The 23,448-nt window shown below is 73.5% G+C and carries 24 protein-coding genes and 1 riboswitch; of the genes, 6 read left to right on the top strand and 18 right to left on the bottom strand.

Going from position 1 to position 23,448, the window contains the following annotated elements; genetic code table 11:
• The first annotated feature begins 9 nt into the window (after positions 1-9).
• Entirely contained in the window at positions 10-1,242 is a 1,233-nt protein-coding gene (locus tag ACGFIR_RS03920) for a DUF2786 domain-containing protein (RefSeq protein ID WP_393143058.1), read from the top strand.
• A gap of 106 nt (positions 1,243-1,348) precedes the next feature.
• Here ACGFIR_RS03920 and ACGFIR_RS03915 read toward each other — a convergent pair whose 3' ends face one another.
• The 5 genes from ACGFIR_RS03915 to ACGFIR_RS03895 all read right to left on the bottom strand — a co-directional run bounded on the left by ACGFIR_RS03915 (position 1,349) and on the right by ACGFIR_RS03895 (position 5,503).
• Positions 1,349-1,513: a hypothetical protein gene (locus ACGFIR_RS03915; protein WP_393143056.1), complete on the bottom strand. Its 165-nt coding sequence runs from the start codon at positions 1,511-1,513 to the stop codon at positions 1,349-1,351.
• A gap of 174 nt (positions 1,514-1,687) precedes the next feature.
• Entirely contained in the window at positions 1,688-1,861 is a 174-nt protein-coding gene (locus ACGFIR_RS03910) for a CsbD family protein (RefSeq protein WP_393000592.1), read from the bottom strand.
• A gap of 138 nt (positions 1,862-1,999) precedes the next feature.
• The gene (locus ACGFIR_RS03905) at positions 2,000-4,255 is read right to left on the bottom strand and encodes a heavy metal translocating P-type ATPase (protein ID WP_393000594.1); all 2,256 of its coding nucleotides are present in this window, start codon (positions 4,253-4,255) and stop codon (positions 2,000-2,002) included.
• 10 nt (positions 4,256-4,265) lie between these two features.
• Positions 4,266-5,264: a hypothetical protein gene (locus ACGFIR_RS03900; RefSeq protein ID WP_393143054.1), complete on the bottom strand. Its 999-nt coding sequence runs from the start codon at positions 5,262-5,264 to the stop codon at positions 4,266-4,268.
• Between the two features lie 29 nt (positions 5,265-5,293).
• The gene (locus ACGFIR_RS03895; protein WP_393000598.1) at positions 5,294-5,503 is read right to left on the bottom strand and encodes a heavy-metal-associated domain-containing protein; all 210 of its coding nucleotides are present in this window, start codon (positions 5,501-5,503) and stop codon (positions 5,294-5,296) included.
• Positions 5,504-5,653: 150 nt separating this feature from the next.
• Here ACGFIR_RS03895 and ACGFIR_RS03890 point away from each other — a divergent pair, with 150 nt between their 5' ends.
• The gene (locus ACGFIR_RS03890) at positions 5,654-5,956 is read left to right on the top strand and encodes a metal-sensitive transcriptional regulator (protein ID WP_393000600.1); all 303 of its coding nucleotides are present in this window, start codon (positions 5,654-5,656) and stop codon (positions 5,954-5,956) included.
• A 114-nt stretch (positions 5,957-6,070) separates the two neighbouring features.
• On the opposite strand, the gene ACGFIR_RS03885 is transcribed toward ACGFIR_RS03890, so the two are convergent.
• Both ACGFIR_RS03885 and ACGFIR_RS03880 read right to left on the bottom strand, forming a co-directional pair.
• Positions 6,071-6,697: a DUF305 domain-containing protein gene (locus tag ACGFIR_RS03885; protein ID WP_393143052.1), complete on the bottom strand. Its 627-nt coding sequence runs from the start codon at positions 6,695-6,697 to the stop codon at positions 6,071-6,073.
• Positions 6,698-6,778: 81 nt separating this feature from the next.
• Positions 6,779-7,363, bottom strand: a complete 585-nt coding sequence (locus ACGFIR_RS03880) for a hypothetical protein (protein WP_393143050.1) — start codon at positions 7,361-7,363, stop codon at positions 6,779-6,781.
• A 344-nt stretch (positions 7,364-7,707) separates the two neighbouring features.
• Here ACGFIR_RS03880 and ACGFIR_RS03875 point away from each other — a divergent pair, with 344 nt between their 5' ends.
• Positions 7,708-9,051, top strand: a complete 1,344-nt coding sequence (locus ACGFIR_RS03875) for a YibE/F family protein (protein ID WP_393143048.1) — start codon at positions 7,708-7,710, stop codon at positions 9,049-9,051.
• Between the two features lie 166 nt (positions 9,052-9,217).
• Positions 9,218-9,349: riboswitch (cyclic di-AMP (ydaO/yuaA leader) on the top strand.
• Positions 9,350-9,352: 3 nt separating this feature from the next.
• Positions 9,353-10,369, top strand: coding sequence for a coiled-coil domain-containing protein (locus tag ACGFIR_RS03870; protein ID WP_393000608.1), 1,017 nt, complete (start codon positions 9,353-9,355; stop codon positions 10,367-10,369).
• 76 nt (positions 10,370-10,445) lie between these two features.
• On the opposite strand, the gene ACGFIR_RS03865 is transcribed toward ACGFIR_RS03870, so the two are convergent.
• Positions 10,446-11,192: a carbonic anhydrase gene (locus ACGFIR_RS03865; RefSeq protein WP_393143047.1), complete on the bottom strand. Its 747-nt coding sequence runs from the start codon at positions 11,190-11,192 to the stop codon at positions 10,446-10,448.
• A 209-nt stretch (positions 11,193-11,401) separates the two neighbouring features.
• Here ACGFIR_RS03865 and ACGFIR_RS03860 point away from each other — a divergent pair, with 209 nt between their 5' ends.
• Together ACGFIR_RS03860 and mycP are read left to right on the top strand one after the other, a co-directional pair.
• On the top strand, positions 11,402-11,743 hold the full coding sequence (locus tag ACGFIR_RS03860; RefSeq protein ID WP_393000612.1) for a helix-turn-helix transcriptional regulator: 342 nt from the start codon (positions 11,402-11,404) through the stop codon (positions 11,741-11,743).
• Positions 11,744-11,839: 96 nt separating this feature from the next.
• Positions 11,840-13,120 (top strand): type VII secretion-associated serine protease mycosin, encoded by a 1,281-nt coding sequence (gene mycP / locus ACGFIR_RS03855; protein WP_393143045.1) that lies wholly within the window; start codon positions 11,840-11,842, stop codon positions 13,118-13,120.
• Between the two features lie 52 nt (positions 13,121-13,172).
• On the opposite strand, the gene ACGFIR_RS03850 is transcribed toward mycP, so the two are convergent.
• The 10 genes from ACGFIR_RS03850 to eccCa all read right to left on the bottom strand — a co-directional run bounded on the left by ACGFIR_RS03850 (position 13,173) and on the right by eccCa (position 23,343).
• On the bottom strand, positions 13,173-14,462 hold the full coding sequence (locus ACGFIR_RS03850) for a WXG100 family type VII secretion target (RefSeq protein WP_393143043.1): 1,290 nt from the start codon (positions 14,460-14,462) through the stop codon (positions 13,173-13,175).
• A 16-nt stretch (positions 14,463-14,478) separates the two neighbouring features.
• Positions 14,479-15,042 carry a hypothetical protein gene (locus tag ACGFIR_RS03845; RefSeq protein WP_393000618.1) on the bottom strand — a complete coding sequence of 188 codons (564 nt, stop codon included), beginning with the start codon at positions 15,040-15,042 and terminating at the stop codon, positions 14,479-14,481.
• A gap of 33 nt (positions 15,043-15,075) precedes the next feature.
• The gene (locus tag ACGFIR_RS03840; RefSeq protein ID WP_393143041.1) at positions 15,076-16,647 is read right to left on the bottom strand and encodes a S8 family serine peptidase; all 1,572 of its coding nucleotides are present in this window, start codon (positions 16,645-16,647) and stop codon (positions 15,076-15,078) included.
• 82 nt (positions 16,648-16,729) lie between these two features.
• Positions 16,730-17,008 (bottom strand): WXG100 family type VII secretion target, encoded by a 279-nt coding sequence (locus tag ACGFIR_RS03835; protein ID WP_101413905.1) that lies wholly within the window; start codon positions 17,006-17,008, stop codon positions 16,730-16,732.
• Positions 17,009-17,036: 28 nt separating this feature from the next.
• On the bottom strand, positions 17,037-17,345 hold the full coding sequence (locus tag ACGFIR_RS03830; protein WP_101413904.1) for a WXG100 family type VII secretion target: 309 nt from the start codon (positions 17,343-17,345) through the stop codon (positions 17,037-17,039).
• A gap of 169 nt (positions 17,346-17,514) precedes the next feature.
• A complete protein-coding gene (locus tag ACGFIR_RS03825) occupies positions 17,515-17,775 on the bottom strand; it encodes a hypothetical protein (protein ID WP_393000622.1) in 261 nt (86 codons plus the stop codon).
• 27 nt (positions 17,776-17,802) lie between these two features.
• The gene (locus ACGFIR_RS03820) at positions 17,803-18,528 is read right to left on the bottom strand and encodes a hypothetical protein (RefSeq protein WP_393143039.1); all 726 of its coding nucleotides are present in this window, start codon (positions 18,526-18,528) and stop codon (positions 17,803-17,805) included.
• Between the two features lie 31 nt (positions 18,529-18,559).
• Positions 18,560-18,853 (bottom strand): hypothetical protein, encoded by a 294-nt coding sequence (locus tag ACGFIR_RS03815; RefSeq protein WP_393000626.1) that lies wholly within the window; start codon positions 18,851-18,853, stop codon positions 18,560-18,562.
• A 16-nt stretch (positions 18,854-18,869) separates the two neighbouring features.
• The gene (locus tag ACGFIR_RS03810) at positions 18,870-19,295 is read right to left on the bottom strand and encodes a YbaB/EbfC family nucleoid-associated protein (RefSeq protein ID WP_393000627.1); all 426 of its coding nucleotides are present in this window, start codon (positions 19,293-19,295) and stop codon (positions 18,870-18,872) included.
• An 85-nt stretch (positions 19,296-19,380) separates the two neighbouring features.
• On the bottom strand, positions 19,381-23,343 hold the full coding sequence (eccCa, locus tag ACGFIR_RS03805) for a type VII secretion protein EccCa (protein ID WP_393000629.1): 3,963 nt from the start codon (positions 23,341-23,343) through the stop codon (positions 19,381-19,383).
• Positions 23,344-23,448 lie beyond the last annotated feature (105 nt).

The raw sequence follows: 23,448 nt of genomic DNA, 5'->3' as shown, positions 1-23,448 counted from the left end.
GACACGGCCGTGCCGGACGCCGAGGAACTGGTCAGCGACGCGCTCGCGGCGGCGCGCGGCACCGACGTACGCCTGGCGGAGCGGCAGCTGGACCGGCTGATGATCGGGACGGGTGCCGCGGACGGCGCGGCGGCGGTGGACGCCGCGCTCCTGGGCCGCCTGGCTCGGGCTGTCGGGCGCCTGGCGCGGCACGGCTGGCAGCCGGTGGACCTCAGCCGGCTCGCCGCCCGCCGGCTCGACCCTCGGGCGGCGGGGCTGGTCACCGACGCGCTCGCCGCGCACCGCCGTGACCTGGCCGGGCCGGTGCCGCCGTGGTGGGACGACCAGCTGCGCGACCTCGGCGCCCGGGTGTGGTGGGATGCCGACGAGGGCCACCTGACCGCCTGGTCGACCCGCGTCGGGTCCGACCGGTTCACGGCGCTGCGGGCGGCGGTCGACGCGTTGGCCTTGGTCGAGGGGCTCCCGCCGATCGCCGTGCTGCGCCCGCCGCCCGGCGCGCCGTCGACGGGGACCGCGCGTGGCGGCTCGGGGTCCCGGATGCTCGACCGGGTACGGGCGCTGCTGGCCAAGGCGGAGTCGACGACCTACCCGGCCGAGGCGGAGGCGTTGACCGGCAAGGCCCAGGAGTTGATCGCCCGGCACAGCCTCGACCAGGTGCTGCTGGCCGGTGCCGCCGAGCCCGCCGACCGCCCCGGCGGGATCCGTCTCGGCACCGAACCCCCGTACGCGGGCGCGAAGGCACTGCTGGCGCAGGAGGTGGCGGCGGCGAACCGCTGCGAGGCGGTCTGGTCCGACGACCTCGGGTTCACCACCGTGCTGGGCTGGCCAGCCGACCTGGAGGCGGTCGAGCTGCTCTACACCTCGCTGTTGGTGCAGGCCACCGCCGCGATGCTGCGCGGCCGGAGCGAACGGCAGGCCAGGGGTGCCGGCCGGCGCACCCGGGACTACGACGAGTCCTTCCTGAACGCGTTCGCGCTGCGGATCGGCGAGCGGCTGCGGGCCGCCACCGACGCGGCCGACCGGGAGGCGACGGCGCAGGCCGGGCCGGAGCGGCTGCTTCCGGTGCTCGCCACCCGCGCCGAGGCGGTACGCGGACACCTCGACACGCTCTTCCCGGGGGTCACCCGGGGCCGGCTCACCATCCGTGACGCCGAGGGCTGGTCGTCCGGCACCTCGGCTGCCGACCGCGCCGCGCTCGGCACCGGTCCCGCCCCGAAGCGCCAGGTACGCGGCCGGCGCTGAGGTTCTTGAGTTGGAGGCCGGCGGGTCCGGCACCGATGATGACGCGCCTCCCGTCGGGCGGCTTGCCGGCGGGCGGCTTGCCGTCGGGCGGCTTGCCGTCGGGCGGCTACCAGGACGGGGTCGGGGCGGTGCTCGCCGGGGCCGTCGGGCTCGGCGGGGTCAGGTGCGTCTGGGCGGCCTTCTCCTGCGCGCTCTCCTGGCAGCCCATGGCCAGCACCCCGATGGCCACCGCAGCGGCGGCACGGCGCGCGTACACGACGGATCGGGACACGGAACCTTCCGTTCGGAGTCACGGCCGTCCCTGTCGACGGCCCGGGTTCGACCGGCGCCGGGGCGGCGGCACGTCGTCCTGCCAACGAGCGGTGGGGTTGTCGGGACACGTCGACCGGTGAGCCTTCCGCCGGGTCGGTGCGAGCCGACCCGGCGGGTTGTCCGCGTACGCGGATCAGCTCTTGAAGGCGTCCTTGATCTTCTCGCCGGCCTGCTTCAGCTTGGCGCTCGCCTGGTCGTTGCGGCCTTCGGCCTCGAGCCGCTCGTTGTCGGTGGCCCGGCCGGCGCCTTCCTTCAGCTTGCCGGCCGCGTCCTCGGCCGTGTTATTGATCTTGTCGTCGAAACCCATCTCAGCCTCCCGATTGGCGGTGCCGGTACGCCCCCGATGTACCCCGTCCGGCCGCCGCCCAACCGTCCCGGTGACTGAGCGTCAGCGATCCACCGGCCGCCCGCCCCCCGGGAAGGCGGGCGGCACGGTGTGGACGGCTCAGGCGACCGGGCGGAAGCCGCGCAGCCGGAGGCTGTTGGCGACCACGAAGACCGAGGAGAAGGCCATCGCCGCGCCGGCGATCATCGGGTTCAGCAGGCCGGCGGCGGCCAGCGGCAGGGCCGCCACGTTGTAGGCGAAGGCCCAGAACAGGTTGCCCTTGATGATGCCGAGGGTGCGCCGGGCGAGCCGGATCGCGTCCACGGCCGCCGTCAGGTCGCCCCGCACCAGGGTCAGGTCGGACGCCTCGATCGCGACGTCCGTGCCGGTGCCCATGGCCAGACCGAGGTCGGCCTGGGCCAGCGCAGCGGCGTCGTTGACCCCGTCACCGACCATCGCCACCGTCCGCCCCTCGCCCTGGAGCCGCCGTACGACGTCGACCTTGTCGGCGGGCAGCACCTCGGCGACGACCTCGTCGATGCCCAGTTCGCCTGCCACCGCGCGGGCGACGGTGGTGTTGTCGCCGGTCAGCAGCACCGGCGTCAGGCCGAGCGCGCGCAGTTGGGCGACCGCCGCCCGACTCGTCGGCCGGACCACGTCGGCCACCGCGAGGACCCCCCGGGCCCGGCCGTCCCAGCCGGCCAGCACCGCCGTGCGTCCCTCGGCCTCCGCCGCGTCCGCCGCCCGTGCCACCTCGTCCGGTACGTCGAGACCGTGCTCGCGCAGCAGCCGGGGTCGGCCGATCAGCACCTCCCGGCCCTCGACCGTCCCGCTCACCCCGAGCCCCTCGGAGTTGACGAAGGCGGTCACCGGCGGCAGCGTGCCCGCCTCGGCCGCCCCGGTGGCGATGGCCCGGGCGATGGGATGCTCGGACGCGGACTCCAGCGCCCCGGCGAGCCGGAGCAGCTCCGCGCGGTCCTCGCCGGCCGCCGGGACCACGTCCACCAGGGTCATCCGACCGGTGGTGACGGTGCCGGTCTTGTCCAGCACGACGGTGTCCACCTGCCTCGTGGACTCCAGCACCTCCGGCCCCTTGATCAGGACGCCGAGCTGCGCGCCCCGACCGGTGCCGACCAGCAGGGCGGTCGGCGTGGCCAGCCCGAGGGCGCACGGGCAGGCGATGATCAGCACCGCCACGGCGGCGGTGAACGCGGCGGTGGTGCCCGACCCGCTGCCGAGCCACCAGCCGAGGGTGCCCACCGCGAGAGCGATCACGATCGGCACGAAGACGCCGGAGACGCGGTCGGCCAACCGTTGCACCGCCGCCTTCCCGCTCTGCGCCTGCTCGACCAGCCGGGCCATCTGGGCCAGTTGGGTGTCGCCGCCGATCCGGGTCGCGGTGACCACCAGCCGGCCGCCCGCGTTGACGGTCGCGCCGACCACGGCCTCGCCCGGCCCGACCTCCACCGGTACGGACTCGCCGGTGAGCATGCTGGCGTCGACCGCCGACGTGCCCTCGTGGACCACGCCGTCCGTGGCGATCTTCTCGCCGGGCCGGACCACGAACCGGTCCCCCACGGCGAGCTGGTCCACCGGGATCCGGGTCTCCGTGCCGCCGCGCAGCACCGCGACGTCCTTGGCGCCCATCTCGAGCAGGGCACGCAGGGCCGCGCCGGCGGTCCGCTTCGCCCGCGCCTCGAAGTAGCGGCCAGCGAGGATGAAGACGGTCACCCCGGCCGCCGCCTCCAGGTAGATGTTGCCGGCGCCGTCGGTGCGGTCGATGGCGAGGGTGAACGGGTGGGTCATCCCGGGCGTCCCGGCGGTGCCGAGGAAGAGCGCCCAGACCGACCAGCCGAACGCGGCCAGGGTGCCGAGCGAGACGAGGGTGTCCATGGTCGCGGCGCCGTGCCGCAGGTTGATCCAGGCCGCCCGGTGGAAGGGCAGACCGCCGTAGACCACCACCGGGGCGGCCAGGGTCAGCGACAGCCACTGCCAGAAGTCGAACTGCCAGGCGGGCACCATCGCGAGCGCGATCACCGGCACGGTCAGCACGGCCGAGACCCACAGGCGGGTACGCAGGCCGCGCAGCTCGTCCACCGGCTCGGCGGCCGGTGCGTCCCCGGCGGACCGGGGCGGGGGCGGCAGGGCGGCGGTGTAGCCGGTCTTCTCCACCGTGGCGATCAGGTCGTCCGGGGTGACCTCGTCGGCGTACCGGACGGTGGCCTTCTCGGTGGCGTAGTTGACGGTGGCGGTCACCCCGTCCATGCGGTTGAGCTTCTTCTCGATCCGGGCGGCGCAGGAGGCGCAGGTCATCCCGCCGATCGCCAGCTCGATCATGTTCGGCGCGTACGGCAGGGGCTTGCTGCTGGTCGTCATCACGGTCCCGTCAGTCGTGCCCGTGACCGGGGACGCCGTGGCTGGCGTCGGCGGTCGGGGAGCTCGTGGCGGCGGGGGTGCCCGCCGCCGGGGCGCTCGTCGCGGCCGGGACACCCGGCGCGGTCGGGCTGCCGGCGACGACGGTGAACTCGGCGGTACGCACGACGCCGGCGTGCTTGAAGTCCAGGTAGAGCCGGTAGGCGCCGGCCGACGGCACCTCGGCGGAGAAGCTCACCTCGGGGCCGGGCCGCGTCCGCCCGTCACCCGGCTCGCCGTTCGGGTGCACGTGCAGGTACGCCAGGTCGCCCTGGCGCAGCGCCACCAGGTGGCCGTACGCGCCCAGGTAGGGCTCCAGGTCGGTGACCGGTGCGCCGTCGCGGCTCACGGTCAGGGTCAGCTCGGCGGTGCGGCCGGGCTGCGGGGCACCCGCGAGCGTGACGGTGTAGCCGTCGACCGTGGTGCTGGTCGCCGGCGCGGGCAGGGGCCGCTCGGTCAGCGCGCCGGGGAGGGTCACGTCGACGCCGAGGGTCAGCGCCTCACCCCCGGTCGGGGTGAAGTCGGCGAACGCCCGCCAGACGCCGGGCCCGGCGAGCGGCGAGTCGACCCGCCAGGTGCCGTCCGGCGCCATCTCCGGGTGCACGTGCCGGAAGCCGGAGAGGTCGCGGCGGGCCACGATCAGGTGCATGCGCTTGTCGTGCGCCACGTCGTACGCGGTCACCGCCCGGCCGTCGGGACCGGTGACCTGGAAGGCGAACTGCCCGGCCGGGGCGTCCACCGGACGCAGGGTGTATCCGCGGTCGGAGACCAACAGCCCGCCGGGCAGGTGCGCTGCCGCGCCGTTGTCGCCCCCGTGTCCGCCTGCGCCGTCGTCGCCGTGCCTCCCGCCGGCCTCGTGCGGGGCCTCGGTGGGCGGCGTCACGGGGTCGGCCACCTGACCGACCCCGTACGTCGCGCCGAACACCACCGCGAGGCCGAGGGCGAAGCCGCTCAGCTTCGTCGCCGTGTTCATGGTGCGCCTCGTCTCCCCCGTGCCCGCCGTCAGGCGCCGACGAGGTCGTAGCCGGCCTCGTCGACGGCGGAGCGCACGGTGTCGGTTTCCAACGGGCCCTCGCTGGTGACGGTGACCCGACCGGCCGCGACGTCGACCTGGACGTCGCTGACGCCCTGGATCGCGCCGACCTCCTTGCTGACCGCGGAGGCGCAGTGCCCGCAGGTCATGCCCTGCACCTGGTACGTGGTGGTGATCATCGGACTCTCCTCTCGACGCCTCCAGCCTATACCCCCAGGGGGTAGTGCGGAGGCGAACCACGCCTACTGCCGATTACCGGTACCCGGTGGGGGTATCCCGGACACGAAGGACCGTACCATACCCCCGAGGGGTACGTTATCCTCGACGTCATGACCACACCGACGCCCACCCCGACCAGGGGATACACCGCCACCAAGGACCAGCTGCTCGCGCGGCTGCGTCGCGTCGAGGGGCAGGTCCGCGGCATCGAGAAGATGGTCGACGACGACCGCTACTGCATCGACGTGCTCACCCAGATCTCCGCCATCCAGGCCGCCCTGGACAAGGTCGCGCTCGGCCTCCTCGACGGGCACGCGCGGCACTGCATGCACGAGGGCGCGGCCGAGGGCCGGGCCGAGGAGATGGCCACCGAGATGATGGCCGCCGTCGGCCGCCTGATGAAGCGCGGCTGAGCCGCCGGCAGCTCCTCCGCCGTCGGCGCACCGGGTCGCACGCCGGTCTCCTCCCGGCAGGCTCCGCCCGTGGCGCCCCGGCGCCCCCCGATGGGAGACGCCGGGGCGATCGGATCAGAACCGGCCGAGGATCTTCCGCATCGTATCGATCTCCGCCTGCTGGGTGCTGACGATCTGCTGGGCCAGAGCCTTGGCCTCCGCGTGCACGCCCCGGGCCAGCTCGTCGCGGGCCATCGTGACCGCGCCCTCGTGGTGGGCGATCATCATGGTCAGGAACTGCCGGTCGAACTCCCGGCCGGCGGCGGCCGCCAGCTTCGTCATGTCGGCGTCGGACATCATGCCGGGCATGCCGTGGTCCATGTGCGGCATCTCACCCGGCGTCGGCACCGGCCGTCCCCAGGCCGCCAGCCAGCCGCTCATGGTGGCGATCTCGGGCGCCTGGGCCGCCTTGATCTCGGCGGCGAGCCGCTTGACCTCCGGGTCCGCCGCCCGCGTCGCCACCAGGTCGGCCATCTCCACCGCCTGCCGGTGGTGCGGAATCATCATCTGGGCGAACATCGCGTCGGCGTCGCCGAACGCCGTCGCGCCGGTGGCGGTGGCCGCCGGCCCGCCGGTGCCGGGGGTGCCGTGTCCCGCGCCCGGGGACGGGTGGTCGTCGCCGCCGCAGGCGGCCAGGGCGAGAGCGGCGGTGACGGCGACGCCGGCCAGGGCGGCACGGCGCGCGAGGGTACGAGTGGTCATGTCTGAGCCTTTCGGTGTCGGAACGTAGGCGGCACGACGAGGACGCGGAACGGCGTGAGCCGCACCCGCGTCGAACGCGTCCTACCTGCGCAGCACCGAGACCGTGGCGAGCCGCAGACCGACCGGCCGGGGTGGCGGGGCCCGGGGCGGCAGGACGCAGCCGACCGGACCGCCCCCCACCGGGCCGACAGCGCGTACGCGGGCCGACAGGAGCGCCGCCAGCAACAGCAGCGAGGCCGCGAACGCGCCCAGCACGGCCAGGCACACTCCCCACCCGGGCAGCTCTCCCCCCGCGCCGCCGGACGGCAGGAGCTGTCCTGCCGCGCAGCCACCGGGGCAGTCCACGACGGCCCCGAGGGCCGCCCCTACGGCATGGAGAGCCGCCCCGCCGGCGTGGAGGGCGACGTCCTGCGGGGGCGGCGCGAGCGCACCGTCGGCGTGCGGGGCGAGCGCGGGGGCCGCGTGCGGGACGGGCGCGAGCACCACCTGCCGGCCGGGCGCGAGGGCCGCGTGCGGGGCGGACGCGGCGGCGTGCCCCGACGGGGCGGGGGCATGGCCGGTCGGGTGCGAGTCGTGACCGATCGTGTGCATGGCGGCCAGCCCGAGCAGCGTGCCGACGAGCAGCAGGAGCCGCGCGCCCCGCGTCGCCGTCACCGTCGTCCGCACAACCGTCACGCTAGCGCGTCGACCCGCTCCGCACGGGTACCAACCCGCGGCGTCCCCGCATCGATGCCCGACTGAGGTCCGCGTCGCGACACCGCCCGCACGACCTGCGCCCCGGTGCGGGGGTGGCTACCATTCGGCCGGTGGCCATCCGGACTCCGCACCGTCCGCACCGCGTCCTCCGCCGGGCGGTGGCACCGATTACCCGCCGCCGGGCGGGGGCCGACGACCGGGGTACGTGACCGCACCGCCACGCGGGGACGGTCCCCCGTCCCGGCCGCGTGGCGCGGCTGAACCGACCGGCCCGCCGGCCCGTACCACGCCCTGGATTCGTTGGGAGACACTCGATGGGCGCCGACCACACCCGTCCCGCTCCGTCCGCCCCGCCGGGCGTACGGCGGGTCCTCTTCGCGACCGTGGTGCCCCTCTTCGTCGCCACGTTGATCGCGGCCCTGGTGCTGTGGCCACGGGACACGCCCGATCCCGTGGCCGGCACCGACACGCCCCGCTACCACGGCACCGTCACGCGGGTGGTGACGGAGCCGTGCCCGCCGGCCCCGGAGACCCCGGAGGGAGGCCCGGGGGAGGCACCGGGCCCCTGCGGCATGGTGACCGTACGGGTGGAGGACGGCCCCGACGCCGGCCAGCAGGTGCAGACACCGATTCCCGCCGGGCCCGGCGCACCGACCGTCGCCGTCGACGACGAGATCATCCTGGTCGAGCTCACCGACCCCGCCGACCCCACGGCCAGCGCCTACAACATCGCCGAACACCAGCGCGGAAAGCCACTGATCTGGCTGGTGGCGCTCTTCGCGGCCGCCATCGTCGCCTTCGGGCGGTGGCGCGGGCTGGCCGCGCTGGCCGGCCTGGCGGCGAGCTTCGCCATCCTGCTGACCTTCGTGCTGCCCGGGATCAGCGCCGGGAGCCCGCCGCTGCTGGTCGCGGTCGTCGGCGCCGCCCTGATCATGTTCGTGGTGCTCTACCTGACCCACGGCGTGACCGTCCAGACCTCGGTGGCCGTACTCGGCACGTTGGGCAGCCTGGTGCTGACCGGTGTCCTCGGCACCATCGCCACCGCCGCGACCCACCTGACCGGGTTCGGTTCCGAGGACGCCACCACGCTGTCGATGTACCAGGCCGACGTCGACCTGCACGGCCTGCTGCTGGCCGGGATCATCATCGGCTCCCTCGGCGTGCTGGACGACGTCACGGTGACCCAGGCCGCCACGGTCACCGAACTGGCGCACGCCAACCCCGGGCTGTCCCGGACGCAGCTCTACCGGGCGGCGACCCGGGTCGGCCGGGCGCACATCGCCTCGACGGTGAACACCATCGTGCTGGCGTACGCCGGCGCCTCGCTGCCGGTGCTGCTCCTGCTGACGGCCGACTCCCGGGCGGTGACCCAGCTGCTCACCAGCGAGTTCCTCGCCCAGGAGATCGTCCGCAGCGCGGTCGCCACCCTGGGTCTGATCGCCGCCGTGCCACTGACCACCGGGCTGGCGGCCCTGGTGACCACGGCCGGCCGTCGCGGCGGGGACACCGCCGACCGCGCCGCGACCGCGCCGACCCCCCGGCCGGCGACCGACCGGTCCGAGGCGCTGGAGGCCCTCGGCGGGCCGCGCGGGGAAACGCCGTCCGCCGCTCCCACCGGATGGTCCGGCCGGGACAGGAGTACGGACACCGCATGGTGAAACTCCGCAGCGTGACCGACCGGGGCGTCCGGCCTGATAAACGCGTCACTGGTCACCGTGTGCCATTACGAAATAACGCATTTAGTCGGCTTAGGGACGTAGATCCCCGGGAGTGCTCTCGGGTAACCTCGCTGCCGGTCACCATTGAAGGCGCGCAGCGGCGCCTGCGGTGCCGCCGCCCAATCGCCGCCAGGCGAGCCGGGGAACCAGGCACGTGGGGTGAATCCGCGACAGCGGTAGGGGCCACTTCCGCCCCGAACCCGTCAGCTAACCCGGTCGGCGGTCGACGGAAGGGAAAACTGTGACGGCACCCCTACGCCGCTGGCTGACGCCTGTGGTGGCCGTACTCGCCGCGCTGGCGGTCCTCGCCGGCCCTGTTCCGGCGGTGGCCGCACCCACCCCGCCCACGCCCTCCGGGCACGGGGACGACGAGCCCAAGCTGCTCGACGACCTGATCGAGGCCCGCAACCGGTCCTACGTCCAGGCCAAGGCGAAGCTGGCGAAGTCGAAGAAGCGCCAGCTCGAACTCGCCCTGGAGGTCGACCGCGCGCAGGCCGAGCTGAACGCGCTGGCCCCGCAGGTCAGCCAGATCGCCGCCCAGTCCTACCGGACGGGGCGGATCGGGGCGGTGTCGATGCTGCTGGACACCGCCAGCCCCGACTCGTTCGTCCAACGCGCCGCCGCGCTCGACGAACTCAACCTGGTCAACTCCAAGAAGCTCGCCGAGGTGAACGCGGTCAAGGACCGCGCCGAGCAGGCGAAGCTGGCGCTCGACGCCGAGGTGCGCGAGCAGCAGCGGCTGACGAACGAGATGGCCCGCGGCAAGAAGGAGGCGGAGAAGGCGCTCGCCCTGGTCGGCGGCAGAGGGCTGACCGGCGGCAAGGTGGTAGCCACCTCGCCGGTGGCGAAGATCGCGCCGGGTCGTACCGCCGACGGCGACTGGAAGCCCCTGTCCTGCACCGAGGACGACCCCACCACCTCCGGCTGCATCACCGCGCGCACGCTGCACATGTACAAGGAGGTCAAGCGGGCCGGCTTCAACCGGTTCGTCGGCTGCTACCGCTCCGGCGGCCCGTACGAGCATCCGAAGGGCCGGGCCTGCGACTGGTCGCTGCAACGCAGTGGCTTCTCCCCCTGGCACAACGACGACACCTACATGTACGGCAACAACCTGACCGCGTTCCTGGTCCGCAACGCCGACCGGCTCGGCATCTACTACGTGATCTGGAACAGGCAGATCTGGTTCCCGGCGACCGGCTGGAAGTCCTACAGCGGCCCGTCGAACCACACGGACCACGTACACGTGTCACTGCTCTAGCAGCGCCCCCGGGCCACGCACAGGGCCGCCCCCGCCGGACGCGGGAGCGGCCCTGTGTCGTCGGGTGGGACCGGAGTCAGGCGAGCGCGACGCTGGCCGCCGGCTCCGGCGCGTCGACCGCGAGGGCGGGCACCGCGGCCACCGTCCGCACCTCGCCGGCGGTCAGCCGGTACGACATGCCGACCACCCCGCAGCGGCCGGCGGCCACCTCGGCGGCGAGCACGGCGGAGCGGCCCAGCATGGCCTCGACGGTGTACGCGATGTGGATGTCGACGATCCCGTCGATGTCCTCCACGCCCTCGGCGGCGGCCCGGCGCAGGCTGGGCACCACGGCGTCCACCACGGCGCACAGGTGGCCCGCCGGTGGGGTGCCGGTGGCGTCCGCCGCACGCGCCGCCTGGACGGCCCCGCAGGAGTCGTGCCCGAGCACCACGATCAGCGGCGTGCCCAGGACCGTGACGGCGTACTCCACGCTGCCCAGCACCTCGGGGCCGATGGTGTGCCCGGCGGTGCGGACGACGAAGAGGTCACCCAGGCCCCGGTCGAAGATGATCTCGGCGGCGAGCCGGGAGTCGGAGCAGCCGACGATCACCGCGAAGGGGTGCTGCCCGTCGGCGACCGCGGCGCGGTGCCCGGCGTCCTGGTTCGGGTGACGCGGGGCCCCGGTCACGAACCGCCGGTTGCCGGCGTGCAGCTCGGCGAGCGCCTGTTCGGGATTCGTGGGGGCCGGCGCGGTGCCGACGTCGAGCGGGGCGCCCGTCGTCGGTGCCGGGAGCGTCAGCTCCGGGCCTGGTTGGGTGCCTGGCGATCCGGGACGGCTCATCCCCACCTCGCTCCTCGCGTGAACAGCCTGGTCACCCGGGCCGACGCTGGACGCGGGCTGCCACCACGGTCACACGCAGCGCAAGGTACGTCAAGGGATGCGTGATATGCATTTCATATGTCCGGCGACTCCCCGTACGGCGACTCTCGCACCTCGCGCACCCGCCGGACGCGAGGGTACGGAGCAAAACACGAAGCGGGGGCCATACGATGGCGGACATGGCGACGACAGGGGAGACCGGGAGCACCCGCAACTGGACGTTCCTCACCAACCACGGGCACGTGCTGCTCGCCATCGCCCGCAACCCCACCGCCCGGCTCCGCGACGTCGCCGACGAGGTGGGCGTCACCGAGCGGGCCGCGCAGGCGATCGTCGCCGACCTGGAAGCCGGCGGCTACCTCTACCGCACCCGGGTGGGCCGGCGCAACGAGTACACGCTGAACCCCGCCGGCCGGTTCCGGCACCCCGCCGAAGCGGACCGGCAGGTCGGCGACCTGCTCGCCCTCTTCACCGACGAGCGAGAGCCGGCGGAGGCCACCGAACGCACCTGACGGCGGGTCCGCCCGTACGCCGACCGGCCGCGGTCCCGGACCCCCGCGCCGGAGGCGGCGGCACGGGACTCCGGCCCGCGGCGGTAATCTCACCGCGTGCGCGAGAGTTTCCGACCGGGCGGGACCGGGCCGGCCCGCCGAACCGGGCGCGGTGCCCGCGCGCTCCTGTGTGGAGCGGCAGCGATCCTGCTCGGCACCGTCGTCGTCGCCCCGCCACCCGCCTCGGCGGCGGTCCCCCGCTGCGGGCCCCCCGGCGCCGCCGCCCCCGCCGAGACGCCGTGGCCGCTGCGCAGACTCGAACCCTCGTCGGCCTGGCGGATCTCCCGGGGCGCCGGCGTCACGGTCGCGGTCATCGACTCCGGCGTCTCCGCCAGTCATCCCGTGCTCAAGGGCCAGGTCCGGGTGGGGCGGGACTTCAACGGCCTGCCGCAACAGGAGGGCCGCTGCGACCTCGCCGGGCACGGCACGATCGTCGCCGGCATCATCGCCGGCAAGGAGGGCGCCGGCACGTCGTTCAGCGGCATCGCGCCGCAGGCCAGGATCCTTCCGGTACGCGTCCTGCCCGACACCAGAACCACCGTCGACGAGGGACTGCCCGGGCAGATCGCCTCGGCGATCCGGTGGTCGGTGCAGAACGGCGCCGACGTGATCAACCTTTCGCTGGTGACCCTGGACCGGAAGGATCTCGCCGACGCCGTCCGCTACGCCCTCGACGAGGGAGTGGTCGTGGTGGCCGCCGCCGGCAACCGGCAGGAGAACCAGCAGGACATGCCCGCGTTCCCGGCCGCCTACCCGGGGGTGATCGCCGTCGCCGGGGTGGACGAGGAGGGCGGCCACGTGGGCAGCTCCGTGAGCGGGGACTACGTCGATCTCGCCGCGCCCGGACTGAACATCCTCGGTCCCGCCCCCGGGGGCGAGGGCTATCTCGCCGAGCCGCAGGGCGGCACCAGCTTCGCCGCCGCGTACGTCTCCGGGGTGGCTGCGCTGGTCCGGGCCGCCCACCCCGACCTCGGCCCGGAGCAGGTCGCCGACCGGCTGATCCGGACGGCCGACAGCCCGCCCGAGGGCAAGAACCCCGAGGTCGGCCACGGGGTGGTGAATCCGTACCGGGCGGTGGCCAGCCTGCTCGGCACCCGTACCGACCCGCCGGCCGGGGCGATGCCCCCGCCGCCCTCCACCGCCGACCCGCTCGCCTGGCAGGGCACCGTCGCGGTCTGGGTCGCGGCCGTCGGCGCCCTCGTCACCGGGCTGCTGCTGTCGGTCAAGCCGATCCTGCTCCGCGGACGACGCCGGGGCTGGCGCCCGGGACGTCGCCCGTCCACCGTCGGCCAGGCCAACCTGCCCGGCGCCACCGGAGCGGACGCCACGACCGGCTGACAGCAGCGAGCGCCGCCCACCGGTGCGGTGGACGGCGCTCGGCGCCTCGGAGTCAGCGCAGGATGCCCGGCGTACCGCCGCCGTCGGCACCCCAGATGTCCTCGTCCTCCTCCAGCCAGGTGTTGCGAGCAGTCTCCTCCTCGCCGTAGCCGGCGCCACCCATGCCGGCCATGCCACCGACGCCCCGCGCGCCGCCCTTGGCGCCCGCACCGGCGGCACCCGCGCGGCCGCCGCCACGGCCGCCGGCACCACCGGCCGCGCCGCCCATCATCGGGGACATGCCACCCGCGCCGAGCCGGCCGCCGCCCCGGCCGCCGTTGCGCCCGGCGCCGGCCGCGCCGCCGCCCATCATCGGACCCATGTTGGGGCTCACCGGCCGGCCCAACGAGCCGCCGCCCGGGATCACGCCACCACCCAGCCCGCCGCCACCGGAGCCGAGGCCTCCGCCGCCGCCGAGCCCGGTGGTGCCGGGCAGGCCGCCACCGCCACCCAGGCCGGAAACGCTCGGGGTGCCGGCACCGGCCAGACCGCTGCCGTAGTTCTCGCCGATGCTGCCGGTGTTCGGCGTGTAGCCCGTGCCCGGCGTGTAGCCGCCGTTGTTCAGGCCGGGGTGGACGGTGGACCCGGTGCCGGGATTCCCCGTCTCGGGAGTGCCGATCCCGGTGACCGGCGGCGGCATCCCGCTGCCCGGCACCCCGCCGGTCTTGGGCATCCCACCCATGCTGGGTACGCCGCCGGTGGGGCCGGCACCAGGGCCGCCGCCGAGGTTCGGGGTCTGCACGTTCGGCGACTGGGTCGTGCCGGGCGTGGTCTGGCCGGGCGTGCCCGAGTCGATGGTCACGTAATCGCCGCTGACCTGGTTGTAGACCTTGGCCGCTTCGTCGGACTTGTCGTTGATCCAGTCGGCGAGCGAGGTGAGCGGGTCGAGCAGGCCCAGGAAATCGGGCTTGACCTTCATCTCGAAGAGGCCCGTGTCGATCACGAGCCGGCCGTTCCGCGCCTCCAGGACGTCGTTGACGCAGCTCGCGGGGATGGGGAAGTCGGCCTGTGCGGCACTCAGCTTGTCGGCGGCGGTCTTCAGCGACTGGACGATGCCGTTGTGCTTCTCGGCGTCGTCGACGACCCGGCCCGTGTCCGTGGCGATCTGCTTGACGTGGGTCTTGAAGGACTCGTAGGCCGGGCCCTTCCACACCTCGCCGAGATCGGTGACGTTCTTCTCCAGGCTCTCCTTGACGGAGTTCAGGTTCTTGAGCAGCTGCTCCCAGCCCAGCGCTGCGCTGGCGACGTCGCCCGGCCTGCCCGCGACGACGATCTGCTGGCACATCTCTTCCCAGCTCGGCATCCTGTCACCCTCCCGTTCAGCCGTTGGATCCGTTGGTGGCGGCCTGGCTGAACGCGCGCTCCATCTCGGCGGCGGACATGGCGTTGGCCTTCTCCGCCGTCTCGTAGTTCTCCTTGACCTCGCGCAGCGCGTTGGCGGCCTGGTAGAGGTCCTCGGCGAGCTTGCGGACAGCCTGCTGCGTGGTGGTGAAGAGGCTGCCGTGCTTGCGGGCCAGGTCGCCCGCCCGGTCGAAGGCGCCGAGCGGGCTCGTCGCCCCGCCGCCCACGCCGTTCATGCCGCTCGCCGCCGCCGTGCCGCCCATCTTGTCCTGGATTTCCACCATCGTGTACGACTGCTTGTTGAGGAACGAGGCGTGCGACTCCAACCACTCGATGGCGCTGTCCAGGCTGGACGCGTCCCACTCCGTGTTGTCGCCCTTCTCGCCCGCCCCCGGCACGAGCCCGGAGGGGGTCTGCGCGCGGTTGACGTTGTCCATCGTGATGCCGCTGATGTGCACGGTGGGCGCCAGCGGGGTGATGGGCATGTATGGGGTGTCCACCCGGATCTCGTCCGGCTGGTCCGTCCTGCGGTCGTCCGTCATCGGTTCCTCCCCGTCGCCGACTGACAATGTGGCTTACTGCTGCTGCCCGCCGGAAGCCGGCGGAGGTGGGGGTGCCGTCGGCGCGGCACCGGGCGGCGGCCAGGCACCGGCCTGCGGTCCCGGCGGCGCGCCGTACGGGTGGGTTCCGCCGGGCGTCGGACCGTACCCGGGCGCGGGTCCCGCCTGGGGCGGTGCGGGCATGCCCGGCGCCCCGCCGGGCGGCGGCGGATATCCGGGCGGGCCGAACTGCGGGTTGCCGTAGGGCGCCCCGCCAGGCTGCGGATGCCCGGGGGGCGGTGGGTAGCCGGGCGGCCCTGCCTGCGGAGCCCCGGCCGACGGGTGACCGGGCGGGGCCGCGTGCGGGTAGCCGGGCGGCGGGGAACCGGGCGGGCCGCCGGGCCGGGTGCCGGCCGCCTTCCGGCGCGACCGGCGCACCAGCACGATCACGAGGATCAGCAGCGCGACGGGCACGAGCAGGCAGAGTGCGCCCTGCACCAGCGCGCCGGCGTCCTTCTTCATGCTGATCGACACGGCCGGCCCGTCGTCCTTCTGCGGCTCCGCCGCGCCCCCGGACGGGTCGGCCCCGTTCGGGGGCGCGGCGAGCAACGGGTGCGCGTCCACCGCGGGCACGGAGCGGGTCAGCGCCGCGACCGGATCGACCGCGCCGAACCCGTACTGGCTGTCGCGGCCGTTCGGGCCCTGGTCACGGGCCGTACGGATCAGCCGGTTCACCACGTTGGCCGCGTCGAGGTCCGGGTACTTCGCGCGGACCAGGGCCGCCACGCCGGACGTGATGGCGGCGGCGTCGCTGGTGCCGCTGCCGATGCCGTACCCGTTGGACGAGACCGAGGTGGACCGGGGAGAGATGATCTCCTCCATCGGCGCGGCGAGCACGGCCTCCCGACCGGTGGCGCTCTGCGCGAAGAACTCGCCGTTCTTCGCCAGCCCGGTCACGGCGACGACGCCGGGGATGTTCGCCGGGCTGGTGACGACGCGGTCGTTCTGCAACTGGTTGCCGGCCGAGGCGATCAGCACGACGTCCTTGTCCAGGGCGTACCGGACGGCGGCGATCTCGTCGGGGGTCGCCGTCGTGCCCGTCCCGACGGACATGTTGATCACGTCGGCGCCGGCGTCGGCCGCCCAGCGGATGCCCGCCGAGAGGTCTGCCGAGTCGAAGGAGTTGCCCATCGCGACGGGCAGGATCTTGGCCTCCGGGGCGATGCCCAGGTGTCGCATCGCGCCACCGCCCCGGGACGCGATGATCCCGGCCATCGCCGAGCCGTGGGCCTTCTTGGTGTCGTCGTCGCGGCGACCGTCGGCCGCCGTGCCGGACGTGACGCCCTTGCCCGGGAGGACCTGGCCGCGCAGGTCCGGCAGGTCGGGGTTGACCCCGGTGTCGATGACCGCGACGGTGACGCCCCTGCCCTTGGTGATCTTGTGGGCCTGCGGGATCTTCAGCGCGTCGAGGTACCACTGGAGGCCGCGGACCGTGTCGGCGCTCGCCGGAGCCGGCGCGGCCAGTGGGCCGGATCCGGCACCGACGACCACGGCCAACGCCGCGACGGCCAGCCTGAGCTTCGGCCGTGAAGGACTACCCGCACGCATCATTCTCCCCGGACCTGTCGGCACACAACGCGACGCGGCTCCGGCCCGGTCAAACCGGACCGGAGCCGCGTCGGCGATTGTGTCAGTTCCACGCCTTGGCGTTGCTCATCTCGGTGCTGACGTAGTTCTCGCGGGCGATGCCCACGGCGCCACCGATGTCGTTCAGGATCTTGTTGATGTCCCGGACGGCGGCGTCCCACTGCGCCTGGTGCTGCTCGTAAGCGGCACGGTCCTCACCGTCCCACTGCAGCTTCGACAGCATCGAACGCAGCGTGTCCAGCTTCTCGTCGATGGTCTTCGAGATGGCCATCATCTGCTGGTTGCTGCTCTCGAGGACCGCGTAGTCAACCTTGATGCTCATGAGTTCCTCCCCTGCTCGTCTCGGCGGATCACGGGTTGAGTGCAGAGTGGAACTTGTCCAGCATCTGCTGCTGCTCTTCGTCGTTGACCTGGTGCGTCGTACCCGACTTGTCGAGCAGGTCGGCGATGTTGTCCATCGCCGTCAGCAGCTTGGCCGTGTCCTCGTTCCAGCGCTGCATCAGCGACTGGAAGCCGGTGGACGCCTGCCCCTTCCAGGCGATGGCCAGGTCGTCGACCACATTCCACAGCTTCTTCAGCTCGCCGTCGACATCGCTGCGCGTGGAGCGCACGTCACCCGCGGCGGTATGCAGAGTCGCTGCTTCGACCTCGAACGCCATGCTTCACACCCTTCCGTCTTCTTGTGGCGGCGCAGTCGCCGCGCCCTCCCCCGCCGCAAGGCAATCACCCCACCGACGGACACTCAGCCAAGACCGTAGCGGACGCCTTCCAGTCCCCGCAGCCCTGCCTCAGATGGCGCGCCTACCGCCCAGCGGGGGATCGCGTCCGCTAGGAGGACCGGAAGTAGGAGCGGACGTGCATCACCACGCCGACGACGAACAGAGCGACCAGCATCAACACCAGCGTCCACTGGAGCCCGTCGTCCGCCAGGGTGCCGAGGGCCAGCGCGAACGCGGCCACGCCGCTGAGCAGAACGATCTCCATCAACCGCCGGGCCGCCCGCGAGCGGGTCAGCTGCGCGACCACCCCGAGCACGACGAAGACCGGGATGGTGACCAGTGCGTACACGAACACGCCCGTCTGCCACACGGTGCCACCCACCTTCCGGCCGACCACTCAGGCCGTGTAGAACCCTGAATCCTGCACCCAGTCGATCTTGATGTCCTTGATGTCGGGGTCGGGGCCCGACGCGAAGCCCGGCTTGGACTCGGTGGTGAACTGGTGCACCTCGGCCCCGCGGAACGAGCTCGTGATGGTGGAGAGCAACGAGCCGATGTCCTGGAAGACGAAGGCGATGATCGCCATGCTCGCGGTCAGGCCCGCCACGCCGATCGCGTTCGCCAGCGGGATGGTCGGCGGGAACGCCTGGAGCGCCACCGCCGCGATCACCGCGATCAGGATCGTCGTCAACACGGCGACCAGCGCGTCGATCACGGAGTTGTAGTGGTCCTGGAGGCCCTGCAACGCGTCCTTGTTGGCGTTGAGCGCCTCGGCGAGGGCCGCGACCTCCATGTTCAGCTGCTGGACGAACTTGTCGAAGGCCTCGCGGTCCTCGAAGTTCCACTCCTCGGCGGACGGCGGCACGCTCTCCATCGCCTTGCCGAACTGGTCACCGCCGAGATAGGCGGCGGCGTCACCCCAGCTCTTGACGGCCTTGGAGATCTCGTCGTTGTCGAAGGACTCGAGGTGGACGATGGCGAGGACGAGGACGCCCGCGCCGACGAGCCAGGCCCAGTTGGCCCGCGCCGCGCCGGCCAGCGTCCGGACCGGTGCGGTCTGCGCCGCGACGCTGTGCGTCCCCACCACCGAGCCCGAGGAATTGGCGATCAGGATCTCCGGCATCAGCGCCTCCCTGCGTCCTGCGCCCGGGAGGTCACTTGACCACCCAGGGCTGGTCCGACTGCTCCCAGTTGCTCGCGGTCTTCTCGAGGTTGTCGGCGGCCTTCTGCAGGTGCTCGATGCCGGTGCGCAGGTTGTCGACGTGCTCGTCGATCACCGCGTTGTGCCGGCCCACCGCGCCGATGCCGAGGATGGTCATGGAGAGGCCGGACAGCTTGACCTCGTCCAACTTCTCCTTCGCGTTGCGCAGGAACGCCTTCGGGCCGTCCTCGGCGGCGAGCTTCTTCGCCGCGCCCCGGATGGCGCCGACGTCGACCACGTTCGTCATGTCCCACCCCTCCCGGTCAGCCGCGCAGCCGGCGCAGCGGGTCGTTGATGTCCACTCCGAAGTGCTTGAACCAGTCCTCCGGGGTGACCTTCCCCGCCTCGGCCTGCCGGACCAGCTCCGGGCCGCCGACCATCTCCTCCACCAGCTCGCGCTGCCGCTGCGCGTGCGCGGCGTACGCGTCGTCGATCGCGGCCTGGAGCGACTCGGCCAGGGCGAAGCTGTCCAGGCGCATCGCCCGGGCGCTGATCTCGATGTCGCCGACCTTCATGTCACCGTCGACGGTGACCTGGACCAGGCCGTCCGGGCTCTCCCCGGTGACCCGCAGCTCGGCGCGCTGCCGCTGGAAGTCCGCAAGCCGGCGCTGCTGCTCCTGCGCCTGTTGCAGGAGGCCCTGCAGACCCGCCGCTCCCGCGCCCCCCGGCGTCCACGATGTGCTCAACACGGTCCTCTCGTCGGCTGCGGCGCTCGTGCCGCAGGTTACCGGATGCCGTCACCCCGGGCGGTCCCGCCGACCGGTGGGAGATGCCTCAGGCCGGTTCCGACCAGGCGGTCTGGATGAGCTGCTGGCCGTCGCGCCGGCGCACCAGCGTGCCCCGGCCGGGCGGCTGCGGGCTCGGCCGCAGCGTGCCGAAGACCGCGCCCTCCTCCCGGTTGCCGGACATCAGCAGGCCGGGCTGGTCCAGCTCGCGCAGGCGTTGCAGGACCGGCTCGTAGAGCGCCCGGGCCACGCCGCCCACCCGCCGGGTGATGATCAGGTGCAGGCCGATGTCGCGGGCCTGGGGCAGCAGCTCGTGCAGGGCGCTGAGCGGGTTGCTGCCGCCCGAGGCGACCAGGTCGTAGTCGTCGACCAGGATGTAGAGGTCCGGTCCCTTCCACCAGCTGCGGTCACGCAGCTGCGCGGTGGTGACGTCCGGGCCGGGCAGCCGGTTGGACAGCGCGCTGCGGATCGAGCCGAGCCCCTGCGCGAACACCTGGTTCGAGGGCGCGTAGTCGAGCAGGTGGTCCCCCTCGACCGCGCCGAGCAGACCGCGCCGGTAGTCGGCGATGACCAGCCGGGCCTGCGCCGGGGTGTAGCGCTCGGTGATGCCCCGCGCGATCAGCCGCAGCAGGTTGGTCTTCCCGCACTCGGCGTCGCCGAAGACCGTCAGGTGCGGCTCGTTGACGAGGTCGAGGTAGACCGGGGCCAGCGCCGACTCGTTCACCCCGATGGGCAGGCCCGGCGCCGACCGGTCGACGACCCGGGCCAGCTCGGTGACGGCCAGCTTGCGGGGCAGCAGCCGCACCTTCGGCGCCGGCTGGCCCTGCCACGCCTCCGCGACGTGCCGGGACAGGGCGACGGACGCCTCGGTCAGGTCGTCGATGTCGCGCCGGCCGTCGATCCGCGAGATCGCGGTCAGGAAGTGCAGCTTGTCGCGGGTGAGGCCGCGCCCGGGCGAGCCGGTCGGGACGTTCGCCGCCGCCCGCCGGTCGATCTCCGACTCGTTGGGGTCACCGAGACGCAGCTCCAGCTTCGTGCCGAGCAGGTCCCGCATGTTGATCCGGATCTCCGCCCACCGCACGGCGGTCAGCACCACGTGCACGCCGAAGCCCAGGCCACGGTTGGCCAGGGTGGTGATGGTCTGCTCCAGCTCCTCGTACTCCTGGCGCAGGGTGTTCCAGCCGTCGACGACGAGGAAGACGTCGCCGAACGGGTCGTCGGCGAACTCCCCGGCCGCCCGGCGCCGGCGGTAGCTGGCCACCGAGTCGATGCCGTGCTGGGCGAACCGGTTCTCCCGCTCATCGAGGACGGCCACCACCTCGGCCACCGTACGGCGCACCGCCTCGGTGTCCCGCCGCCCGGCCACGCCGGCCGTGTGCGGCAGCCCGTCCAGGCTGCGCAACGCGCCACCGCCGAAGTCGAGGCAGAAGAACTGCACCTCGCGCGGGGTGTGGGTGAGCGCCAACGAGGCGAGCATCGAGCGCAGCATGGTGCTCTTGCCGCTCAGCGAGGCGCCCACGATCACCACGTTGCCGCCGGCGCCGGCCAGGTCCACGAGCATCGGGTCACGGCGCTGCTCGTACGGCCGGTCCACGATGCCGATCGGCGCGGCCAGCCGCCCGCGACCGCCCCACGAGGCGGTGCAGAGGCCGAACCTCGGGTCGACGCTCAGCGGCGGCAGCAGCTCGCCCAGGCCCGGCGGCTCCGCCAGCGGCGGCAGCCAGACCTGGTGCGCCGGGCGGCCCCGCCCCTTGAGCCGGTCGATCAGCACGTCCAGCATCGCCAGGGCCTTGCCGTCGGCGGGCTGCTCCGGCTCGGGCGCGTCCGGCACCGGCAGGGTCGGGTTCTGCACCGGTACGAAGTCGACCCCGTACCGGACGATGCGGCGCTGCACCAGCGCCCGCGACGACGCGGCGGCCTGCCCCGGCGCCCGGTACGGTCCGGACACGTACGCGGCCCGGAACCGCAGCATCGTGCTGGTGTCGGTCTTCAGGTAGCCGTGGCCGGGGGCGTTCGGCAGCTCGTACGCGTCCGGCACGCCGAGCACGATCCGGCTCTCCACCGCCGAGAAGGTACGCAGACCGATCCGGTACGACAGGTGGGTGTCGAGGCCGCGCAGCTTGCCCTCCTCCAGCCGCTGCGAGGCGAGCAGCAGGTGCACGCCGAGCGACCGGCCCAACCGGCCGATCATCACGAAGAGGTCGATGAAGTCGGGCTTCGCGGCGAGCAGCTCGCTGAACTCGTCACAGATGATGAGCAGGCTCGGCATCGGGTCCAGCGGTTCGCCGGCGGCGCGGGCCTTCTCGTAGTCGTAGCGGGAGACGTAGTTGCCGGCGGCCCGCAGCACCTCCTGGCGGCGGGTCATCTCGCCGGCCAGGGCGTCCTTCATGCGGTCGACCAGCGGCAGCTCGTCGGCCAGGTTGGTGATGACCGCGCTGGTGTGCGGCAGCGCGTCCAGCGAGGCGAACGTGGCGCCGCCCTTGAAGTCGACCAGGACGAAGTTGAGCTCCTCGGAGGAGTGCGTCACCGCCAGCGCGCCGACGATCGTACGCAGCAGCTCGCTCTTGCCGGAGCCGGTCGCGCCGATGATCAGGCCGTGCGGGCCCATGCCCTCGTGCGCGGACTCCTTGAAGTCCAGCTCGACCACGTTGCCGTCCGGCCCGACGCCGAGCGGGATGCGCAGCCGGTCGCGGTGGCTGCGCGGGCGCCAGGTCTGCTGCACGTCGACCGCGGCGGCGTCGCCGACGCCGAGCAGGTCCGGCAGCTCCATGCTCTTGGCCAGCGGCTCCTCCGACGTGGTCTGCTGCTGCGACAGCCGGAACGGGGCGATCTGCCGGGCCAGCCCCTCGGCGGCGGCCTCGGTGAGCCGGTCGGGCCGGCCGAGCCGCGACGAGGAGGTGCCGCGGACCAGTTCGAGGAAGCTGCCGTCGCCCACGTCGAGGCAGAGCAGCCAGCGGCCGGCGTCGCGGGGCACGGTGCCGGAGAGGTCGATCACGGTCGCGCCGAGCAGCCCCGGTCCCATGAGCTGGCAGGCCGCCGAGACCTCGCCGCCGTCGATCACCACGACGAGGTGCGGCGCGGTGGTCAGCGGCTTCGCCTCCGGGGCGAACCGGGGCCGGCCGGCCAGCTCGGCGGCGAGCGCCTCCTCGGCCTCGGCGAGGCTCGCGAAGACCATCCGGCGGGCGCCTGCCGCGTCGGTCCGGGCACTGTGGTGGTTGTGCGGCAGCCACTTCACCCAGTCCCAGGACGGCTGCCGGTCCGGCGCGGCGACGATCGCGACGACCATGTCGTCCGGGGCGTGGAAGGTGGCGAGCTGGCCGAGCGCCGCCCGGGTCAGGTCGAGCACCGGCTCCCGGTCGCCGCGCAGCACCACCCGGCTGAACGCCCGCACCGAGAGCGCGGTCGGCAGGTCCGGCACGTTCGAGTGGGCGCGGACGAAGCGACGCAGCGCGATGGCGCTCATCGGCTCCAGGTCCTCGACCGGCTTGGTCTCCGGCGGGACGATCTCCACGGCCAGGCGCTGCGGGCCGGTGGCGATCCGGGTCTCGCCGAAGTCGTCCTCGGTGATCCGCCGCTCCCACAGCCGGCGGGAGGCGGCGATCGACCAGAGCGCGTCGGGTTCCGGGTGCCGCCAGGCCATCGCCGCCCGCTGCTGCTCGGCGGCGCGCCGGGTGCGCTTGCGCATCTGGGCCAGGTAACGCATGTAGTCGCGCCGGTCGGCGTTGAGTTCGGCCTTGTCGTTGTTGCCGTGGCTGAGCGAACCGATCGCCATGCCCAGCATCGAGACACCGAAGAGGCCGCCGGCGATGTAGGTCATCGTGCCGCCGCCCCGGCCGGCGTAGAGGAACGCCATGGCGCCCACGCCGCAGACCATGGGCAGGATCATCAGCAGCTGCCCCATCCCGCGCGGGGTCGGCTCGGGCAGCTCCGGAGGCGACTCCAGCAGCACCTCGCCTCGTGGCAGCGCAGGCCCCGGCTGACGCGGGAGCCGGCGGAACACCACCGTGCTCACGGCTGTCTCCTCCCAGAAGCGGCCCTGATGAAGTTCGGTGAGCGACCGGAGTCGTCGGGTGGGCATCGTACGTGCCCGCCATCGTAGGTAATCTCCCGTGGGCGT

This window comes from Micromonospora sp. NPDC049051 (assembly GCF_043197575.1).
GTDB lineage: Bacteria > Actinomycetota > Actinomycetes > Mycobacteriales > Micromonosporaceae > Micromonospora.
Note: the sequence above shows the minus strand (reverse complement) of the source record. Positions and strands in the feature narration are given on the sequence as shown.

What these genes read in the sequence shown, in the direction of transcription:
- ACGFIR_RS03830 (WP_101413904.1), bottom strand. Translation starts at nt 17,345, where the DNA reads ATGGCGTTCGAGGTCGAAGCAGCGACTCTGCATACCGCCGCGGGTGAC.
- ACGFIR_RS03875 (WP_393143048.1), top strand. Translation starts at nt 7,708, where the DNA reads ATGGGCGCCGACCACACCCGTCCCGCTCCGTCCGCCCCGCCGGGCGTA.
- ACGFIR_RS03900 (WP_393143054.1), bottom strand. Translation starts at nt 5,264, where the DNA reads ATGAACACGGCGACGAAGCTGAGCGGCTTCGCCCTCGGCCTCGCGGTG.
- ACGFIR_RS03865 (WP_393143047.1), bottom strand. Translation starts at nt 11,192, where the DNA reads ATGAGCCGTCCCGGATCGCCAGGCACCCAACCAGGCCCGGAGCTGACG.
- ACGFIR_RS03820 (WP_393143039.1), bottom strand. Translation starts at nt 18,528, where the DNA reads ATGCCGGAGATCCTGATCGCCAATTCCTCGGGCTCGGTGGTGGGGACG.
- ACGFIR_RS03895 (WP_393000598.1), bottom strand. Translation starts at nt 5,503, where the DNA reads ATGATCACCACCACGTACCAGGTGCAGGGCATGACCTGCGGGCACTGC.
- ACGFIR_RS03845 (WP_393000618.1), bottom strand. Translation starts at nt 15,042, where the DNA reads ATGACGGACGACCGCAGGACGGACCAGCCGGACGAGATCCGGGTGGAC.
- ACGFIR_RS03850 (WP_393143043.1), bottom strand. Translation starts at nt 14,462, where the DNA reads ATGCCGAGCTGGGAAGAGATGTGCCAGCAGATCGTCGTCGCGGGCAGG.
- ACGFIR_RS03890 (WP_393000600.1), top strand. Translation starts at nt 5,654, where the DNA reads ATGACCACACCGACGCCCACCCCGACCAGGGGATACACCGCCACCAAG.
- ACGFIR_RS03860 (WP_393000612.1), top strand. Translation starts at nt 11,402, where the DNA reads ATGGCGGACATGGCGACGACAGGGGAGACCGGGAGCACCCGCAACTGG.
- ACGFIR_RS03815 (WP_393000626.1), bottom strand. Translation starts at nt 18,853, where the DNA reads ATGACGAACGTGGTCGACGTCGGCGCCATCCGGGGCGCGGCGAAGAAG.
- ACGFIR_RS03885 (WP_393143052.1), bottom strand. Translation starts at nt 6,697, where the DNA reads ATGACCACTCGTACCCTCGCGCGCCGTGCCGCCCTGGCCGGCGTCGCC.
- ACGFIR_RS03910 (WP_393000592.1), bottom strand. Translation starts at nt 1,861, where the DNA reads ATGGGTTTCGACGACAAGATCAATAACACGGCCGAGGACGCGGCCGGC.
- ACGFIR_RS03840 (WP_393143041.1), bottom strand. Translation starts at nt 16,647, where the DNA reads ATGCGTGCGGGTAGTCCTTCACGGCCGAAGCTCAGGCTGGCCGTCGCG.
- ACGFIR_RS03835 (WP_101413905.1), bottom strand. Translation starts at nt 17,008, where the DNA reads ATGAGCATCAAGGTTGACTACGCGGTCCTCGAGAGCAGCAACCAGCAG.
- ACGFIR_RS03905 (WP_393000594.1), bottom strand. Translation starts at nt 4,255, where the DNA reads ATGACGACCAGCAGCAAGCCCCTGCCGTACGCGCCGAACATGATCGAG.